Annotated in this window: 20 protein-coding genes; 8 read left to right on the top strand and 12 right to left on the bottom strand. The window is 62.4% G+C overall.

The features are described 5' to 3' along the window. Nucleotides 1-25 precede the first annotated feature (25 nt). Together pdhA and ACH79_RS33810 are read right to left on the bottom strand one after the other, a co-directional pair. Complete coding sequence (gene pdhA / locus ACH79_RS33805) at nt 26-1,051, bottom strand: pyruvate dehydrogenase (acetyl-transferring) E1 component subunit alpha (RefSeq protein WP_161854823.1); 1,026 nt, start codon at nt 1,049-1,051, stop codon at nt 26-28. Between the two features lie 215 nt (nt 1,052-1,266). Next, nucleotides 1,267-1,584 (bottom strand): septum formation initiator family protein, encoded by a 318-nt coding sequence (locus ACH79_RS33810; RefSeq protein ID WP_161854824.1) that lies wholly within the window; start codon nt 1,582-1,584, stop codon nt 1,267-1,269. Nucleotides 1,585-1,706: 122 nt separating this feature from the next. On the opposite strand from ACH79_RS33810, the gene ACH79_RS33815 reads away from it, so the two are divergent. Then, the gene (locus ACH79_RS33815; protein ID WP_161849690.1) at nt 1,707-2,693 is read left to right on the top strand and encodes an integrase core domain-containing protein; all 987 of its coding nucleotides are present in this window, start codon (nt 1,707-1,709) and stop codon (nt 2,691-2,693) included. A 201-nt stretch (nt 2,694-2,894) separates the two neighbouring features. Here ACH79_RS33815 and ACH79_RS33820 read toward each other — a convergent pair whose 3' ends face one another. From ACH79_RS33820 to eno, 3 genes are all read right to left on the bottom strand, one after another. Beyond that, nucleotides 2,895-3,449, bottom strand: a complete 555-nt coding sequence (locus tag ACH79_RS33820; protein ID WP_161854825.1) for an NADPH-dependent FMN reductase — start codon at nt 3,447-3,449, stop codon at nt 2,895-2,897. Nucleotides 3,450-4,006: 557 nt separating this feature from the next. Continuing rightward, nucleotides 4,007-5,143 carry a zinc-binding dehydrogenase gene (locus ACH79_RS33825; RefSeq protein ID WP_161854826.1) on the bottom strand — a complete coding sequence of 379 codons (1,137 nt, stop codon included), beginning with the start codon at nt 5,141-5,143 and terminating at the stop codon, nt 4,007-4,009. A 46-nt stretch (nt 5,144-5,189) separates the two neighbouring features. Further along, entirely contained in the window at nt 5,190-6,473 is a 1,284-nt protein-coding gene (gene eno, locus ACH79_RS33830) for a phosphopyruvate hydratase (protein ID WP_161854827.1), read from the bottom strand. Between the two features lie 174 nt (nt 6,474-6,647). Here eno and ACH79_RS33835 point away from each other — a divergent pair, with 174 nt between their 5' ends. The 3 genes from ACH79_RS33835 to queF are packed head-to-tail and all read left to right on the top strand — an operon-like array spanning nt 6,648 to nt 8,529. Then, on the top strand, nt 6,648-7,640 hold the full coding sequence (locus tag ACH79_RS33835) for a lyase (protein WP_161854828.1): 993 nt from the start codon (nt 6,648-6,650) through the stop codon (nt 7,638-7,640). Continuing rightward, on the top strand, nt 7,637-8,008 hold the full coding sequence (locus tag ACH79_RS33840; protein ID WP_161854829.1) for a cytochrome c family protein: 372 nt from the start codon (nt 7,637-7,639) through the stop codon (nt 8,006-8,008). Before ACH79_RS33835 ends, ACH79_RS33840 begins: the two co-directional genes overlap by 4 nt. Nucleotides 8,009-8,064: 56 nt before the next feature. Beyond that, on the top strand, nt 8,065-8,529 hold the full coding sequence (gene queF, locus ACH79_RS33845) for a preQ(1) synthase (RefSeq protein WP_161854830.1): 465 nt from the start codon (nt 8,065-8,067) through the stop codon (nt 8,527-8,529). 59 nt (nt 8,530-8,588) lie between these two features. On the opposite strand, the gene ACH79_RS33850 is transcribed toward queF, so the two are convergent. Beyond that, complete coding sequence (locus tag ACH79_RS33850; RefSeq protein WP_246738237.1) at nt 8,589-9,266, bottom strand: HAD-IA family hydrolase; 678 nt, start codon at nt 9,264-9,266, stop codon at nt 8,589-8,591. Nucleotides 9,267-9,486: 220 nt separating this feature from the next. Between ACH79_RS33850 and ACH79_RS33855 the strand changes: the two genes are divergently transcribed. Next, on the top strand, nt 9,487-10,467 hold the full coding sequence (locus ACH79_RS33855; RefSeq protein WP_161854831.1) for a hypothetical protein: 981 nt from the start codon (nt 9,487-9,489) through the stop codon (nt 10,465-10,467). Between the two features lie 6 nt (nt 10,468-10,473). Here ACH79_RS33855 and ACH79_RS33860 read toward each other — a convergent pair whose 3' ends face one another. The 5 genes from ACH79_RS33860 to secG form a co-directional block, all read right to left on the bottom strand. Next, the gene (locus ACH79_RS33860; RefSeq protein ID WP_161856693.1) at nt 10,474-11,649 is read right to left on the bottom strand and encodes an MFS transporter; all 1,176 of its coding nucleotides are present in this window, start codon (nt 11,647-11,649) and stop codon (nt 10,474-10,476) included. Nucleotides 11,650-11,663: 14 nt separating this feature from the next. After that, entirely contained in the window at nt 11,664-12,515 is an 852-nt protein-coding gene (kdsA, locus tag ACH79_RS33865; RefSeq protein WP_161854832.1) for a 3-deoxy-8-phosphooctulonate synthase, read from the bottom strand. A 95-nt stretch (nt 12,516-12,610) separates the two neighbouring features. After that, complete coding sequence (locus tag ACH79_RS33870) at nt 12,611-12,937, bottom strand: NIPSNAP family protein (protein ID WP_057834587.1); 327 nt, start codon at nt 12,935-12,937, stop codon at nt 12,611-12,613. 176 nt (nt 12,938-13,113) lie between these two features. Further along, nucleotides 13,114-14,745 (bottom strand): CTP synthase, encoded by a 1,632-nt coding sequence (locus ACH79_RS33875; protein ID WP_161854833.1) that lies wholly within the window; start codon nt 14,743-14,745, stop codon nt 13,114-13,116. 166 nt (nt 14,746-14,911) lie between these two features. After that, entirely contained in the window at nt 14,912-15,292 is a 381-nt protein-coding gene (gene secG, locus ACH79_RS33880; RefSeq protein ID WP_161854834.1) for a preprotein translocase subunit SecG, read from the bottom strand. Nucleotides 15,293-15,517: 225 nt separating this feature from the next. Here secG and ACH79_RS33885 point away from each other — a divergent pair, with 225 nt between their 5' ends. Genes ACH79_RS33885 through ACH79_RS33895 form a run of 3 tightly spaced genes read left to right on the top strand, consistent with a single transcriptional unit; the run spans nt 15,518 to nt 16,982 of the window. Further along, on the top strand, nt 15,518-16,084 hold the full coding sequence (locus tag ACH79_RS33885; protein WP_161854835.1) for an XRE family transcriptional regulator: 567 nt from the start codon (nt 15,518-15,520) through the stop codon (nt 16,082-16,084). Between the two features lie 7 nt (nt 16,085-16,091). After that, nucleotides 16,092-16,427 carry a hypothetical protein gene (locus ACH79_RS33890; RefSeq protein WP_161854836.1) on the top strand — a complete coding sequence of 112 codons (336 nt, stop codon included), beginning with the start codon at nt 16,092-16,094 and terminating at the stop codon, nt 16,425-16,427. Nucleotides 16,428-16,448: 21 nt separating this feature from the next. After that, nucleotides 16,449-16,982 (top strand): GNAT family N-acetyltransferase, encoded by a 534-nt coding sequence (locus ACH79_RS33895; RefSeq protein ID WP_161854837.1) that lies wholly within the window; start codon nt 16,449-16,451, stop codon nt 16,980-16,982. A gap of 4 nt (nt 16,983-16,986) precedes the next feature. Here ACH79_RS33895 and tpiA read toward each other — a convergent pair whose 3' ends face one another. Then, a complete protein-coding gene (tpiA, locus tag ACH79_RS33900; protein WP_161854838.1) occupies nt 16,987-17,739 on the bottom strand; it encodes a triose-phosphate isomerase in 753 nt (250 codons plus the stop codon). Nucleotides 17,740-17,992 lie beyond the last annotated feature (253 nt).

The following is a 17,992-nucleotide window of genomic DNA, read 5'->3' on the forward strand; positions in this document are numbered from 1 at the left end:
CTCCGGATACTTTTGGGGCTTGCGCTTAGCGGTAGATGTCGGTCCAGAGTTCGGACACATCGGGCTCGGGATCGCGCTGGGCGAAATCGGCGGACGCGTTGACGATCTCGCGGACCTCGGCGTCGATCTTCTTCAATTCCTCCTCGGTGACCTTGGCGGCCAGGAGGCGACTGCGTACCTGCTCGATCGGGTCGGAGTCGTGGCGGACCTTTTCCACCTCCTCGCGTGTGCGATACTTCGCAGGATCCGACATCGAGTGGCCGCGGTAACGGTAGGTCTGCATCTCCAGGATAAAGGGACCGTTGCCGGCGCGGCACCAGGCGACAGCCTCATCCGCGGCGGCCTTGACCGCGCGGACGTCCATACCGTCGACCTGCTTGCCGGGGATGTTGAAGGAGGCGCCACGCTTGGAGAAATCGGACTGCGCGGAAGCGCGCGACACCGAGGTACCCATGGCGTAGCGGTTGTTCTCGATCACAAAGATCACCGGGAGCTTCCACAGCTCCGCCATGTTGAAGCTTTCGTACACCTGGCCTTGGTTGGCGGCGCCATCGCCGAAATAGGCGAGCGCGACATTGTCATTGCCGCGGTAGCGGTTGGCAAACGCAAGGCCGGTGCCGAGCGAGACCTGGGCGCCGACGATGCCGTGGCCGCCGTAGAAATTCTTCTCCATGCTGAACATGTGCATGGAGCCGCCCTTGCCCTTGGAGTAGCCGCCGCGGCGGCCGGTGAGTTCGGCCATAACGCCGTTGGCGGACATCCCGCAGGCCAGCATGTGACCGTGGTCACGGTATCCAGTTATGACCTGATCGCCCTGCTTCAGGGCCATCTGCATCCCCACCACCACGGCTTCCTGGCCAATATAGAGATGGCAGAACCCGCCGATCGCACCCATGCCGTAGAGCTGGCCGGCCTTCTCCTCGAAGCGGCGGATCAGCAGCATGTCCCGCAGCGCGGCTAGCTCCTGCGCCTTGGTGAATTCCGGTGGGGACCCGCTTGCCTTCTCCTGCCCTAATTCCTTCGCGACAACGCTTTTCTTGGGTGCAGCCATGGCAATTCCGGGGTGAGAAAGAAAGACGGGATCAGCCCTCTCTATCCCAACTCAAACCGCCGTGAAAGGATTGCGTGCGCTGAAGAAAATATTGCTATGCCGCACTGCAACGTGGCGGGACATTTTCGAAATTGATTTTGCAGTTTTTTGAAATTTGCGGACCGGCAGAAAGCATCGTCCCGACAACGACGTTGTCGATGACATCGGCTTGAAAATCAGTTCGGCTTGATGGTCCGGATCAGGTCGCGCGGATTGGCGTAGTCGAGTTGGAAGCGCGCGCGCTCATCCAGCATGTCGGGGTCGACCCGGTCGGAGCGCAGTAGCGATACCCGCTGTTCGCCCTCTGCCCGCTCCCGCTTCAACCGCGCCAGCTCCGAGGTGAGCGCGATGATCTCCTGATCGAGCTCCTGGCGCGCATTCAGGCCGTATTTGCCGGTATAGGCGTTGACACCGAAATAGCTGACCATCAGCGCCGCCACCGTGTAAAGGGCGAGGCCGGTCAGGATGGACTTCAATCGGGTACGGGAGACCATGCGCCCAAGATGCGACGGCTGGGTTAATGGATTCCTAAGGCCACGGGCTTGACTGACCCCCCGTCATTGCTGTGCATGTTCACTAATTCGCTGATTGGATCGCTCCTCTGGAGGACGATCCGATGCGCGACAATAGCTACGACCGGACGATTGAACGCAACTATCTGCAGAAGTGGCGGTTTCTGATCCCGGAATATGAGGCGGTGAAGGCTGGTCGATCCCCGCTGTTCAAGCGGGTCGGCGACTTCTACCGCCATCACGGGACCTGCTCGCAGACCTTCCGCAAGTATTACAATCGCTATCTGCAGAGCGGTGAGGAAGCGGACCTGCTGCCGCGCCGGCGCGGGCCCAAATGGCGGGAACGGCGCGAGCCGGAAGGGATCGAGGCGGAGATCGTCGCCCACCGCAGGCGGGGGATGAACCGCTACGAGATTCATGCCGTCTTGCGTGAGAAGCGCGACACGGTACCTTCGCCCGTAACGATCTACCGGGTGCTGAGACGCTACCAGCTGAACCGCCGCACGGTGGCGATGCGTGAGGAGAAACGTCGCATTATCAAGGACAAGCTCGGGGAGCTGGGCCACGTCGATCTGCATCAATTGCCGCGCGATATGTTCCTCGCGCCACCCCCGGTCACGGCCTACATCATCAGCCTGATCGACAGCTGCTCGCGGCTGGCCTGGGCCGAGGTCCTGACGTCCAAGAAGGCGCTGCCGGTCATGTTCAAGACCCTGAAGATGATCAACACCCTCAACGTCACCTATGGGCTCGTCTTCCAGGAAATCCTGTCCGACAACGGCGCCGAGTTCGCCGCCCGCACCAAGCCGGACGAGCATCCGTTCGAGGCCATGCTGCTCGAGCTTGGCATCAAACACCGCTACTCCAGGCCCTATCGACCGCAGACCAATGGCAAGGTCGAACGCTTCTGGCGCACCCTCGACGAGGACGTTATCGAGGGCGCCACCTTCGACAATCTCGATCACTTTGCCAACGAACTGTTCGAGTACCTAATCTACTACAACAACCACAGGCCCCATCAGGCCTTGGCGGGGCAAACTCCCAAGGCCTTCGCCGCTACCAAGACCACTGCGATCCAATCAGCGAATTAGTGAACATCGACAATTGCGAGCCAACGGGTCGCGCGAACGCGCGCCCGATGACAGGCTCCGCGAAGCAATCCATCCCGCCGCGGAAAGAAAGACTGGATTGCTTCGTCGCTTCAGCGCAAAATTGCTTTGCAATTTTGTCGCGAGCTCCTCGCAATGACGGCGGGAGAGTTCGCACCTCGCAATGACGGGGATAGAAAGCGGTTACTTGTTCTGCTTCTCGATGAACGCCGCAAAGGCGTCGATATATTGCTGCAGCACCTTCTGCACCGCTTCCTTGGTGAGCTGGCCCTTGTCGTCAAAGGCGTCGCCGACGCCGTTCAAATAGATTTCGGGCTGGCCGAGGATCGGGCCGGAAATACCGGGCAGGATGTTCTGCAGATGCTTGGCCGCGCTGACGCCGCCGAGCGCGCCGGGCGAGTTGCTGACGATGCCGGTCGGCTTGCCCAGGAACGAGCTCTTGCCGTAGGGGCGCGAGCCGACGTCGATGGCGTTCTTCAACACGCCGGGGATCGAGCGGTTATATTCGGGCGTCACGAACAGCACGCCGTTCGACTTCTGCAGCTTTTCGCGGAATGCCAGCCAGTCGGCCGGCGGATTGGCTTCCAGATCCTGGTTGAAGAACGAAATGCCTTCGAGCGTGGTCACGTCGAGCTTGAGCGAAGCCGGCGCCAGCTTGGCGAGCGCATTGGCAACCTTGAGCGAAAAGCTTTCCTTGCGCAGAGAGCCGACGATGGTGACGATGGTATGGGTAGCCATTGGGTATCCCTTTTGAGAGCGAACGCGCCTGCTCTCCCTTACGCCAGATCACCAGAAAGATGCAAGTGCATGAAATGCCCTTTTTGTGGGTTTGGCCGCGCCCTTTCGGCTTGGCTCACGGCGTCATCTTCAGGGCGGCGCCATTGCTTCAAGTTCACAAATTCGAAACATGGAACCAGCAGTTCTACGGTCTAGATCGTCCCAACAACAGTGTTAGCGTGCGCCTCACTACGGAGGGACTGTCATGCGAAATCGAATGTCGGCGCAAACGCCAAGGTCACGATTTGACGTTGCGAAGGCCTATCTGGAACTGCAAAGGATCAGGCGCGCCGTCGAACTCGAGGAAGCAGCGGTGCATCTGACGCGAACGCTCCATCCAAAAAGAAAACCAACGAACGCCGGATCGAAATCACAGCGATAATTTAGGTGATACTTGCCGGGCGCGTGGACGCGCGCGCATGACATATCTCGCCGCCAGAAAATCCTTCCCTAATGCAGAACAGGCCGTCCCATCGGGCGGCCTGTTCTGTCGATGGCCGGATAAACGCGGCGTGCCGTCAGCTCTTGTTCGGGTTGATCAGGAATTTCTCGCCGGTGGAGCGCTTGTTGTAGACGGCGATATTGGAGAGCTGCAACGTCTCCTGCAGCGACACCACTCGCGTGTAGTGGCTGGCAAACGTGGTCTTTAGTTCGGAGGCCACGCGCTGGCGCAGGCGGCCGATTTCGGCGGGGCCGATCTTCTGCAGGAACGGCGTCAACAGCCAGCCACCGACGCCCCAGGTCAGGCCAAAGGCACGGCTCAGTTCGGTCGGGCGGTTGTCGAGGCTGCCGTAGATGTAGACCTGCTTGTACACGTTGGAGCCGTAGCGGCTGTACTCCTTGGCGGTCTTGTTGGCCGCCATCTCCATGCTGGTGAGGATCTGGCTTGCCAGCTTGCCGCCGCCAATGGCGTCGAAGGCGATGGTCGCGCCGGTTTCCACCAGCGCATTGGTGAGATCGTCCATGAAGGTCGGCGCGGTGGAATCGACGATATATTTGGCGCCGATATTGTGCAGGATGTCGGCCTGCTCCTTGCTGCGCACGATGTTGACGAGGCCGATGCCGTCCTTGATGCAGATCTTGTTGAGCATCTGGCCGAGGTTCGATGCGGCGGCGGTGTGCACCAGCGCCTTGTGATTTTCGCGCCGCATCGTCTCGGTCATGCCGAGCGCGGTCAGCGGATTGACGAACCATGACGCGCCGTCGGCGGGCGTGGTGCCCTCAGGCAATTCCATCACGTCCCGCACCCTGATGGTGCGATACTGCGTGTACATCGCGCCGCCGATCATCGAGACGGTCTTGCCCATCAGCGCTTTGGCGGCGTCCGACGATCCGGTCCGGATCACGACGCCGGCGCCTTCATTGCCCGCGGGAAGCGACTGATCGAGCCGCGCCGCCATCATCCGCATCGCCGTATCAGGCATCTTCGCGGTGACGACGGGCGCGTCCTTGCTGCCGGATTCCTTGGCGGTCGACATGTCGGCCGGGCCGATCAGAAGCCCGAGATCGGACGGGTTGATCGGCGTCGCCTCGACCCGGACCACGACCTCGTCGTCGGCCGGGTCAGGGGTCGGGACGTTCACCAGCGACAGTTCGAGTTCGCCGCTCTTCTTGAGCAGCGTACGCAGTTGAAGCCCGCTGTTGCTGTCACTCATCGCAATCCCTCCCCTGGTGCTCGTTCTATCTGGATGCGCCGGCGCGTTACGCCAAGGCCTTCAGCGCCGATTTCCCGGCATATTTCGCCTGCTTGCCGAGCTGCTGCTCGATGCGCAGGAGCTGGTTGTACTTGGCGGTGCGGTCGGAGCGCGCCAGCGAGCCGGTTTTGATCTGGCCGCAATTGGTGGCGACCGCGAGGTCGGCGATGGTGGAGTCCTCGGTCTCGCCGGAACGGTGCGACATCACCGAGGTGTAGCCGTATTTGTGGGCCAGTTCGACGGCGGCGAGCGTCTCGGTCAGCGTGCCGATCTGGTTGACCTTGATCAGGATCGAGTTGGCGCGGCCGTTCTTGATGCCGTCGGCCAGCCGCGTAACGTTGGTGACGAACAGGTCGTCGCCGACGAGCTGGCACTTCTTGCCGATCAGGTCGGTCAATTCCTTCCAGCCTTCCATGTCGTCTTCGGACATACCGTCCTCGATGGTGACGATCGGATAGCGCGAGACGAGATCGGCGAGATACCTCGCCTGCTCCGAACGCGAGCGGGTCTTGTTCTCACCGCCATAGACGTAATTGCCGTCCTTGAAGAACTCGGTCGCGGCGCAATCGAGCCCGAGCATCACGTCGCTGCCCGCCTTGTATCCCGCCTTGCCGATGGCGCTGACGACGAATTCAAGGGCTGCATCCGCCGACGGTAGGTTCGGCGCAAAGCCGCCCTCGTCGCCGACATTGGTATTGTGCCCCGCCTTCTTCAGTTCGCTCTTCAGCGTGTGGAAGATTTCCGCGCCACAGCGCAGCGCCTCGGCGAAACTCGCAGCGCCGACCGGCAGGATCATGAATTCCTGGAAGTCGATCGGGTTGTCGGCATGCACGCCGCCATTGATGATGTTCATCATCGGCACTGGCAGCGTCCGCGCCGAGGTGCCGCCGACATAGCGATAGAGCGGCATGTCGAAGGATTCGGCTGCCGCCTTGGCGCAGGCGAGCGAGACGCCGAGGATGGCGTTGGCGCCGAGCCGGCTCTTGTTCGGCGTACCGTCGAGATCGATCATGATCTGGTCGATATGGACCTGATCCTCGACGGCCTGATCACTGAGGGCTTCGAAGATTTCACCATTGACGGCCTCAACCGCCTTCTGCACGCCCTTGCCGAGATAGCGCTTCTTGTCGCCGTCCCGAAGTTCAACCGCCTCATGCGCGCCGGTAGAGGCGCCCGACGGCACCGCAGCGCGGCCGATCGAGCCGTCTTCCAGCACCACATCGACTTCAACGGTAGGGTTGCCACGGCTATCGAGAATTTCACGGCCAATGATGTCGACGATGGCGGTCATATCTGAACTTTCCTGGAATGTTGGTCCGGTTTCGGGGGCGTCTTACACGGCAAGCAAGCAAATGTGAACGCTTGACCGATGGCCTTTTCCGGACGGCCAAAACCCGTCAGGATAGACTGATCCAAGGTTGATATCGGCGTCCAAACCTTCACGTTCACAAGCCGGGGTAACGCAATGAATCGCCGCCAGTTTCTTGGAACCGCCGCCATTGGAATCCTCGCCGCGCCCGCCCTCACGCGAAGGACCGCCGCCCAGGAAGGCCCGTTCCGCGTCAAATATTTTCCGGTCGCCGCAGGCATGGGCTCGCGCGACACCACCCCTGCCCCCGACGGCACGATCTGGTTCTGCGGCCAGCGCAACGGCACGCTGGGGCGCCTCGATCCACGCGACGGCTCCTACAAACTGGTCGACCTCGGCAAGGGTGCCGCGCCACATGGCGTCATCATCGGCCCGGATGGCGCCCCCTGGGTGACCGAGGGCGGCCAGAACGCCATCGCCCGCGTCGACCCCGGGGATCACAAGGTGACGCTGTTCCGCCTGCCCGAAAAGGAGGCATACGCCAATCTCAACACGGCGGTGTTCGACAAAAATGGCATCTATTGGTTCACCGGCCAGACCGGCATCTATGGCCGGCTCGACCCGAAATCAGGCGACATGACCGTGTTCAAATCGCCGCGCGGCCGCGGCACTTACGGCATCACGATCACGCCGAAGGGTGACATCTGGTACGCCTCGCTCGCCGGCAATCACATCGCCAAAATCGATCCGGCGACCGGCAACGCGACGGTGGTCGAGCCGCCGACGCCGAACCAGGGCGCGCGCCGGGTGTGGTCGGATTCCAAGGGCCGCATCTGGGTCAGCGAGTGGAACAGCGGCAATGTGTCGATGCACGATCCCGCCGACGGCTCCTGGAAGGCGTGGAAGCTGCCGGGCAATAATCCCCGGACCTATGCGGTCTATGTCGACGACAAGGACAAGGTCTGGCTCACCGATTTCGGAGCGAACGCGATCGTGCGCTTCGATCCCGTGACGGAAAAGTTCAACGCATTCCCGAGCGACAAAGCGGGCGCGAACGTACGCCAGCTCGACGGCCGGCCCGGCGAAACCTGGGGCGGCGAATCCGGCAACGACCGCCTTGTGATGATCCAGACGGTCGCCCCTGCGTGAGATTGCTTGCGGTCCTGCTGCTCGTGACAATCCTGCTGCCGCCGTCCGCCTTGGCGGAGGACGGCGCACAGGCGTTCACCCCCTGCCGCGCCTGCCATAGCCTCGATCCGGCCGAGCGCAACCTGCCCGGCCCCAATCTCTCAGGCCTGATCGGTCGCGCGGTCGGCAGCAATGCCGGCTTTGACTACTCGCCGGTGCTGCGCAAGGCACGCGACGAAGGCTTGCGCTGGGATGCGAAGCGGCTGGAGACCTTTCTAGCCGATCCCGCTGCGATGTTTCCGGGATTATGGATGTCGATGCGTGGCATCGAGAACGCCGCCGAACGGCAGGCGCTGGTGAAGTTTCTCGCCGACCCCGCCTCGCGCTGACAGTTGACGGCCGCGCCACTTGCGTCCATGTCACCCGTCGCAACAGGACGATCATGATGGCCAAGAAATCATTGCCGACATCATTGCAACTCGGTCGCGCCGTGGAATGGCCGGATAGCCCGGAAAAGGCAAAGCTCGACCGCGTGCCCAACCCGCAAGCCGGCACCAACTATCTGGTCCGCTTCACTGCGCCGGAATTCACCTCGATTTGCCCCGTCACGGGACAGCCGGATTTCGCACATCTCGTGATCGACTACGTGCCCGGCCAATGGCTGCTGGAATCCAAATCGCTGAAGCTCTATGTGGCGAGCTTTCGCAATCACGGCGCCTTTCACGAGGATTGCACCGTCATGATCGGCAAGCGCATCGCGGCCGAGATCAAGCCGAAGTGGCTTCGCATCGGCGGCTACTGGTATCCGCGCGGCGGCATCCCGATCGACGTGTTCTGGCAAACCGGCAAACTACCCAAGGACGTGTGGGTGCCGGACCAAGGCGTCGCGCCGTATCGCGGGCGGGGTTGATCCATCGCATGTCCTCCCCTCAGATCCTGCAGGCACTTCGCAAGAACGCCACTGGCGGATCAGAGATCAGGATCGAACCAGAAGTCGTGAGGCAAATCGGTTAGATCATCCGTGACGCCGGTTGCACCCGTGAAATCCTCGTCTCGAAAGTACAGGCTGCGAGTAATCAGGACTCGGGCGCCGGCAGAGGCCGCTGCAACCAGACCGTTGCGAGAGTCCTCGATGGCCAGGCAAGACATGGCAGGCAGGCCAAGAGCGTCGATCGCCGCGTGATAGGCGTCCGGTGCCGGCTTTTTGTTAGGCACGTCTTCCCCGGAAACGATCACGTCGAAATTCCGCTTCCAATGCGATCCCAGATTTTGGGTCAGTAGTGCGCCAATGTTGTCCCGCGACGTGGTCGTAACGATCGCCAACCGCAGCCGCCCGTCGCGGGCTCGAACGACCAGGTCGGCTACTCCCGGTCGCAGTCCGCAGGCGCCGCTGCCAACCAGTTCCGCATATCGGCGCGTCTTGAAGCGGTGCAGCTCGTTGATGTGTCTATTTGACAGATCGAAGCGATCCTCGGAGAGCGTCTCCCAAAAATACCTGATACGCTCTCTTCCGCCTGCGATCCGCAGCAGCTTGCCGTACGTTGCCACATCCCAGCTCCACGGCAGGTCGAAATGGTTGAACGCTTCATTGAATGCACGTCGATGAAATTCCTCCGTCTCCGCCATGGTTCCGTCGACGTCGAACATGATGGCCCTGAACCTGTTCAACTTGGCCCTCGCTCCCAGTTGTGGCGTGGCATCCGGCGAAGCGCCGACGCCCCCGTTCGAGATCACGAAGCACAATTGGCCCGCGCGGCTCGGAATTGCGACTTTGAAATTCTGATGGGCAGCCAAATTTTTGCTGATAGCGCCGAAGCCTCACCCCCGGCTGCTTGAACCGGAAGGCCGGTACGGCCGACCACCGCACATGAATACTGCCCGCTCTGCCGTCCTCCGGCTTCTCGTCCCTCTCTGTCTCGCCGCAACGATCTCGCACGCATTAGCCGCGCCGCCGGCAAAATCGGCAGAGGATCGCTACATCGCCGCGCGCGATGCCGCGATCGAGAAGATCACGGCCATGTACGATGCCGGTAACGCGCACGATGCCGCGCGCAAGGCAGAGGAAGCGGCAAGCGCCGATCTCGGGGCGCAGATGCGTGCCATTCTCAATGAGCCCGCCCGCGCTGATTTTGGCCCGGCCAAGCTGAACATCGACGCGTTCGCTAAAGGCGATGAGGGTTTTGGCATGCTCGACGGGTTGCGCTTCGACGCCTTGCTAGGAAGCAATGGCGAGAAAGCAGGTCAAGACGGCGCCGACGGCAAATATGTCGGACCGAAAGCGCATATCGTCGTCACGACACAGACGCTGTTCGAACGATGGCTGCGCGCCCACAAGAACTGGTGGGACAAAGGCGCCAAGAACGTGCCGCAGCAGATTGGCGCCGCGCTAAGGGACGAGAGCTTCTACACGCAGGCGGTATCGAGCGGCGCTGCCGTAGTGAACTTCAACTCGCTACCTGTTGCGAAGCTCGAAGGCGCGAGCTTTGCCTATGCCATGCTGGCCGGGCGAACCCAAGACGAGTTCCCCGACGAGGCCGACAACGTCTTCGTCTCTGCCATCGCGAACGGCAAAGTCTACATCGCCTATGGGGCGATTGATCCCCAGGTGAAAATCCCCGCCTGTATCGCTATCCGGACCGGCTACAAAAAGAAGGCCGAACAGGCCGATGACGATTTCCGCTCCGGAAAGATCGACCGGAAGGCTTACGACAGGCTGGGCAATCTGCGTCAGCAGGGTGAAGATGCCTACAAGCGTTGCTTCACGCAGAATGCGCCGAAGCAGGCTTCCTTTGCGGAAGCGACCCGGCAGGCCGAGAAGCTGCTTTGGGCGGCACTGAACGCACGCTGAGACAGGCTACGTCGACGGCGCATCCGCCGGCCGCGTCTGGCGCAGCAGTTTGGCGCAGACGAAGCCCAGCGCGATCATCATGGCGCCCGCGATAAGCAGGGTCGGCACCTTGCCGGCATGCTGGATGCCAAAGCCATAGGCGATGGGGCCGACGGTCTGGCCCATGAAGAAGAAGAAGGCGTGCAACGACAGCGCGGTTGCGCGCGCATCCGCCGACAATTCGCTGGCGAATACCTGCAGGCTGCCGTGGATCATGTAGAAACCCCAGCCCATGAAGATCAGATTGAGTAGCTGCAATCTCCATTCCAGCCCCAACGCGACCGCCATGAGCTGCAAGCCGACCAGCGCCGCTCCGCCGATGATCATCCCGTTGACGCCGATCTTCGGCAGAAGCCGCGATACCGTCATGGTGTAGAAGAGGCCGCCGACCGCAAAGCCAGCGATGACGACACCTGCGATCGACAGCGAGGTTTGTCCGAGGTCGAACAGGAACGAGGCAATGAACGGAAACAGGCCGAGCACGCAGCAGCCTTCGATAAAGACCGCCGAGTAGCAGATGCGTGCGTTCGGATTGGTGAAAATCGTGCGATAGCCCTGCTTGAGGGCCGACAGGCTGGTGCGCGGCGGATGGGTCAGCGCAGCACCACGAAATCCGATCGCGACCACGATCGAAGCCACCACGACAATCGCCCCGAGCACGGCCAGCACGCCGCGCCAGCCGAGGAAATCGCCGATCAGGCCGGACACGGTGGCGCCCAGCAGATTGCCGGTCATGGCGCCGGCCAGCGTACGCCCGATCGCGACCTGACGCTTTTCGGCGCCGACGAGATCGCTGGTCAACCCCAGCGCGATCGGAAACACGCCGCCAGAACCGATGCCGGCCAGAATGCGGCTGGCAAACAACAGCGGAAACGAGGTTGCCATCGCGCCGAGAATGTTGGCGAAGCCGAGCAGCGTCAGGGCGACAATCATCAGCCTCGCCTTGCCGAAAACGTCGGCGAAGGCGCCGAGCACCGGCTGGATGATGGCAAAGGTGAAGGCGAACGCGGCGGCGAAACTGGCGGCGGTGGCGATGCTGACCGAAAAATCCTCGGCCACGTGCGGCAAGACCGGATCGAGCGCGCGGGCGGACAGGGCCGCCGAAAAGGTTGCGAGCGCAATAATATTGAGCGCCGGCGGCATGCCGCTGGCGGCGGTCACGACGAAGCGTTCTTGGAAAGCGCGTCGAACGCCATCAGCCGCTTCACCAACGCCTCGAACTCGCGCAGCGGCACCATGTTGGGTCCGTCCGACGGGGCGCGATCGGGATCGGGATGGGTCTCGATGAACAGACCGGCGACGCCGACCGCGACCGCCGCACGCGCCAGAACGGGGACAAATTCACGTTGGCCGCCGGATGAGGTGCCCTTCCCGCCCGGCTGCTGCACCGAATGGGTGGCGTCGAAAATAACGGGCGCCCCTGTCGTCTGCGCCATGATCGGCAGCGCGCGCATGTCGGATACCAGCGTGTTGTAGCCGAACGAGGCGCCGCGTTCGGTCACCAGCACGTTCGGATTGCCGCCGCCGGTGATCTTGCTGACGACGTTCGTCATTTCCCACGGCGCGAGGAACTGGCCCTTCTTGACGTTGACGACCTTGCCGGTCGCTGCGGCCGCAAGCAGCAGGTCCGTCTGCCGGCACAGGAAGGCCGGGATCTGCAGCACGTCCACCGCCTGTGCGGCTTCCGCGCATTGGCCGGCCTCGTGCACGTCGGTCAGCACGGGCAAACCGAGCGCGGAGCGTATCTCGGCGAAGATCGGCAAGGCCTGCGCCAAGCCAACTCCGCGCGCGGCTGAGCCCGAGGTGCGGTTGGCCTTGTCGAAGGAGGTCTTGTAGACGAGGCCAATGCCGAGGCGGCCCGCGATCTCCTTCAGCGCGCTCGCCACTTCGAGCGCATGCGCCCGGCTTTCGAGCTGGCAGGGACCTGCAATGATCGAAATCGGCAGGCCGTTGCCGAATTTGACCGGCCCTACCGAGACGACGGGAGCTGCTTCGGGTTTCGCGTTCAAGGGATTTTCCTTACGTCACTGGCGCGGACCATGCCGGTCCGCGACTTCAGGATCAACCCCGTTTACCCCCTAAAATATCAGGGTTGCGCGAGCGGCTATTTCACCGCCGAAAACGCCGTCGGCACCAGCAACTGGCTGACGATGTTGTCGATGATCTGACCGTCTTCTTCGCTCTTGGCACGGCCGGCGATCCAGTCCGGATCGGACTGGAATGCGGTCCATTTCTTTTCGCGGTCGGCAAGCGAGTCCCAGGCGACGAAATAGGTCAGCTCCTGATTGGAGGTGCCGATCAGCGTGGTGTAGAAGCCGGCCTGCTTGATACCGTGCTTGTCCCACAGTTTCAGCGTCAGCGTATCGAAGCGCTTCATCAGCGCCGGCAGGCGGCCCGGCAGACAGCGATAGACGCGCATTTCCATGATCATCGGCTTTGCTCCCTTTATTGTTTTTGCGGTTCAGGGAGCGGTTTGTCGCAACAATTGGCGCGTTCGTCAAAGGAGCGGCAGAGCGGTAGGGTGGGCAAAGCGCAGCGTGCCCACCATTCAGTCCAAACACGGGGCGAGGCGGTGGGCACGCTTCGCTCTGCCCACCCTACAGAATTCTACACCAGCCGCGACTGCGCCATCGCCGCCTGGATGAAGGACGCGAACAGCGGATGCGGCTCGAACGGCCGCGACTTCAGCTCGGGATGGAATTGCACGCCGATGAACCAGGGATGGTCCTCGTATTCGACGATCTCCGGCAGCACGCCGTCGGGCGACAGGCCGGAGAACCGCAGGCCGTGTTGTTCGAGCCGGTCCTTGTAGGCGGTGTTGACCTCGTAGCGGTGGCGGTGGCGTTCCGAAATCTCGGTGGCGCCGCCATAGACTTCCGACACGCGGCTGCCGCGCTTGAGCGTGGCCGGGTACGCGCCAAGCCGCATCGTGCCGCCGAGATCGCCGGACTGCGATCGCTTCTCCAACTCGTTGCCGCGCAGCCATTCCGTCATCAGGCCGACCAGCGGCTCCTTGGTCGGGCCGAACTCAGTGGAGTTCGCTTCCTCGATGCCGACGAGGTTGCGCGCGGCTTCGATGACCGCCATCTGCATGCCGAAGCAGATGCCGAAATACGGCACGTCGCGCTCACGCGCGAACCGCGCCGCGCGAATCTTGCCCTCGGCGCCGCGCTGGCCGAAGCCGCCAGGCACCAGGATGCCGTTGACGTGTTCGAGGAACGGCGTCGGATCCTCGTTCTCGAACACCTCGCTCTCGATCCAGTCGAGATTGACCTTCACCTTGTTGGCGATGCCGCCATGGGAGAGCGCCTCGATCAATGATTTGTAGGCGTCCTTCATCCCCGTATACTTGCCGACGATGGCAATGGTCACTGCGCCTTCCGGGTTACGCACGCGCTCGTTGATGACATTCCAGCTCTGCAGCGCCGGCGGAATTTTAGGGCTGATGCCAAACGCGGCCAAAACTTCGTCGTCGAGGCCGGCGGCGTGATACGCCTCAGGCACGGCGTAGATGTTGTCGACGTCCCTCGCCTCGATCACGGCGCTTTCGCGCACGTTGCAGAACAGGCCGAGCTTGCGCCGCTCTTCCTTCGGAATTTCGCGGTCGGTGCGGCACAACAGGATATCCGGCTGGATGCCGATCGAACGCAGCTCCTTCACCGAGTGCTGGGTCGGCTTTGTCTTGAGTTCACCGGCGCTTGGAATGTAGGGCAGTAGCGTCAGGTGAATGTAGACGGCGTGATCGCGGGGCAACTCGTTCTTGAGCTGGCGGATCGCCTCGAAGAACGGCAGGCCCTCGATGTCACCGACGGTGCCGCCGATCTCGACCAGCACGAAATCATATTCGTCATTGCCGGAGAGGACGAATTCCTTGATCGCGTTGGTGACATGCGGAACGACCTGGATGGTCGCGCCGAGATAGTCGCCGCGGCGTTCCTTGGTGATGATGTCCTGATAGATGCGCCCGGTGGTGATGTTGTCGGCCTTGGTGGCCGGACGCCCGGTGAAACGCTCGTAATGGCCGAGATCGAGATCGGTCTCGGCGCCGTCATCGGTCACGAACACTTCGCCGTGCTGATACGGCGACATCGTTCCGGGATCGAGGTTGAGATAGGGGTCGAGTTTGCGGAGACGGACCTTGTACCCGCGAGCCTGCAGCAGGGCACCGAGTGCCGCCGAAGCCAGACCCTTTCCGAGCGAGGAAACCACGCCGCCGGTGATGAATATGTACCGCGCCATGGGATTCTACCTTTAAGGCCACTGCCCCGATTCTCCAAAACGAATCGCGTGCACGGGCAAACATTTTGCCGGGCTGTGGGTGACGTTAAATATGAAGCGATTTCAGAGCATTGATGGGAAATTCTGATGCAGGACGGTAGACGCCGTCCTGCATGGCCACCCTGCTTTATTGCGAACGCGGTGCCTGCGGGCCCGACGGTGCCTGCTGTTCATCCACCTTCTTGAGCGTATCGAGCACGCCACCGGAAGTCGGCGGAGCGACCGGCGTTGCGCCACCCGGCTGGGACTGAGTCGCCGGCGAGGTGCCGAGAATCGATGCCGGCTTGCGATCGACGCCTGCGAGCCAGGCCAGCGTCATGCTGGTCAGAAAGAAAAGCCCCGCCAGAATCGCGGTCGTCCGCGTCAACAGATTGGCGGTGCCGCGGCTCGACATGAAGCCGGCGCCGCCGCCCATGCCGAGGCCGCCGCCTTCGGATTTCTGCAGCAGCACGGCGCCGATCAACACGGCGACGATCATGAGGTGAACGACGATAATGACGGTCTGCATCTTAAAAACCTTCCGTCACAAGCGAAGAGCGCCGGGCTTCGGCTGCACCAAGAGCTTGCGGGTTTTCCTGAAGTTGCGCGGTGTTACACGATCGGACGGGGCATTGTCACCCCCAACCGCCGCCGTGGAGATAATTGCCGCAGGCGCTGCGGCAAGGCTGTCCACATATCCCGCCGGGCTTCTGATCAGGCTTGAGCTCGCCGCAATTTCTCATATAATAGACGAATGGACACTATAGTAGACGAGTTAAGCATCCGCCTCGCCCAGCGCCTGCGGCTCGAACGCGACAGCCGCGGCTGGTCGCTGGCCGATCTAGCCGAACGCTCCGGGGTGTCCAAAGCCACCATCAGCAAGATCGAGCGCGCCGAGGTCAGCCCGACCGCAGTGGTGCTGGTCCGGCTCGCCAGCGCCTTCGATCTCACGCTCGCTGGCCTGATGCTGCGTGCCGAAGGCCAAGGCGGGCGTCTTTCGCGCGCCGCCGAGCAGCCGGTGTGGCGCGATCCCGAGACCGGTTATTTGCGCCAGCAAGTATTCAACCGGCCCGATCACCCCATCGAGATCATCAAGGTCGAGATGCCTGCAAAGCAGCGCGTGACGCTGCCCGCTTCGTCCTACGCCCACATCCGTCAGGTGCTCTGGGTGTTGTCGGGCGCGCTCGTCCTCATCGATGGCGGCGAGCGCCACGAACTCGGCGCCGGCGACTGCCTCGGATTCGGTCCGCCGGCGGAGGTGACGTTTGCCAACGAGAGCGCCGCGCCTTGCACCTACGTCGTCGCTCTTGCGCGGAGCTAGGCTTGCGATGGCGGAGGTCGAAAGAAGTTTTCCGGACGACCTCGCCGCCCCCGCCGGCCACAATCGCGGCCCTCCGCTTGAGGAGGAGCACACGCCGGAATGGGGCAACGGCGGAATCGGCAATTACTTCTACTGGAAGGCGGCGAATCACGCGGCCTGGAAAAACCCCTCGCCCGGCATTGTCACCTTTCGGATCAGAAAAGCCGAACGGCTGGGGCTGACTTACGAAGAATATACGCTCGAAATTCTCGAACGCGGCCGTCACCTGCAAGTCGAGGATGTCGAGCGGATTGCAGAGATCAAGCGGACGCGTGTCTTGCGCATCGCCAATCATCGAAGCTGAACGTCGCGGAAACTCATCCTCATGTCGAACATCAAGATCAAAGCCTTGAAACCTTCGCCCGAAGTTTGCGCAGCGCTTGGTGAAATACTGATCGAGACGGTGGCGAATGGCGGCTCGGTCAGCTTCATGCATCCGCTGTCACGGGAAACGGCTGAAACGTTCTGGTCCAATTCGCTGAGCGCTGCGGACCGCGGCGAGCGGATCGTCCTCGGCGCCTTTGACGGCGACGAGCTGATCGGTACCGTCACGCTGCTGCTCGATCTGCCGCCGAACCAGCCGCACCGGGCCGAGATCGCGAAGATGATGACGCGCGTCAGTCACCGCCACCGCGGGATCGCGACGGCACTGCTGCGCGAGGCGGAGCGGCTGGCGATCGCACGCGGGCGCTGGCTGCTCGTGCTCGACACTGCCGAGGACGAGGGCGCGGCGGGATTGTATGAGCGCGTAGGCTTCAGGCTGACCGGCGTGATTCCGGACTACGCGCTCAAGCCCCACGGCGGCCTCACCGGCACGCTGATCTACTGGAAGAAGCTGCAGGAAGGCGTGCCAGCCTGAGAAGTTAGCAAGCCTCCGCGATCGCCAGGAAATCCGTCGCTTTCAGGCTGGCGCCACCGACCAGCGCGCCGTTGACATCGGTGACCGCCATCAACTCCGCTGCGTTGGAGGGCTTGACCGACCCGCCGTAGAGAATCCGGATCTTGCCGCCTTCCGCCTTAAATCGGCTGGTGAGAACACCGCGAATAAAGCGATGAACCTGCTCGACATCTTTTGGCGTCGGCGTCAGCCCGGTCCCGATCGCCCAGACCGGCTCATAGGCGACCACCAGATTGGCCGCCGTCGCACCATCCGGCAATGAGCCCGCGAGCTGCCCGCCGCAGATATCCAGTGTCTGGCCGGCATCGCGCTGCTTCTGCGTCTCCCCGATACAGACGATTGCCACAAGGCCCGCCCGCCAGGCCGCTTCCGCCTTCTGCCGGACCACCGCATCGCTCTCGCCATGGTCGGCGCGCCGCTCCGAATGGCCGACAATGATGGCGCTGGCGCCGGCATCCGCCAGCATTTCCGCCGAGAGATCGCCGGTATGGGCGCCCGTGGCCTTGGCGTGGCAATCCTGAGCACCGACAGCGAGCTTTGAGCCGAGCGCCTTGTCGGCGAAACCGGCGATCAGGGTCGCCGGGGGGCAGACCAGCAGGTCGGCCTTGCCGGCCAATGCACCCGCGCCCGCAATCATTGCCTCGAATTCACCCAGGGCGGATTTCAGGCCGTTCATTTTCCAGTTGCCGGCGATCAGCGGCCGGATGGCTTCGGTCATGTCAATTTCCCGCAAAAATGTCAGACTTTGTGGCTTGCAGATGCGCTAGCAGAGGCGCGCCGTCAGTTCCAGATACCGGTCAGACGATCCCCCGACCGTTAACCGCTTCAATTGGCCCATATGGCCGAGGTTGCGAGGGGGCTGCGGCCACTTTATGATGCTTTATCAACTCGGTGACGCCCTGTTGCGGAATTCGGTCCCGGATCGAATTCCCTTGGGCACGACCCGGTTCCCCTCTCCTGCAAAAAACAAG

This window comes from Bradyrhizobium sp. CCBAU 051011, assembly GCF_009930815.1.
Taxonomy (GTDB): Bacteria; Pseudomonadota; Alphaproteobacteria; order Rhizobiales; family Xanthobacteraceae; genus Bradyrhizobium.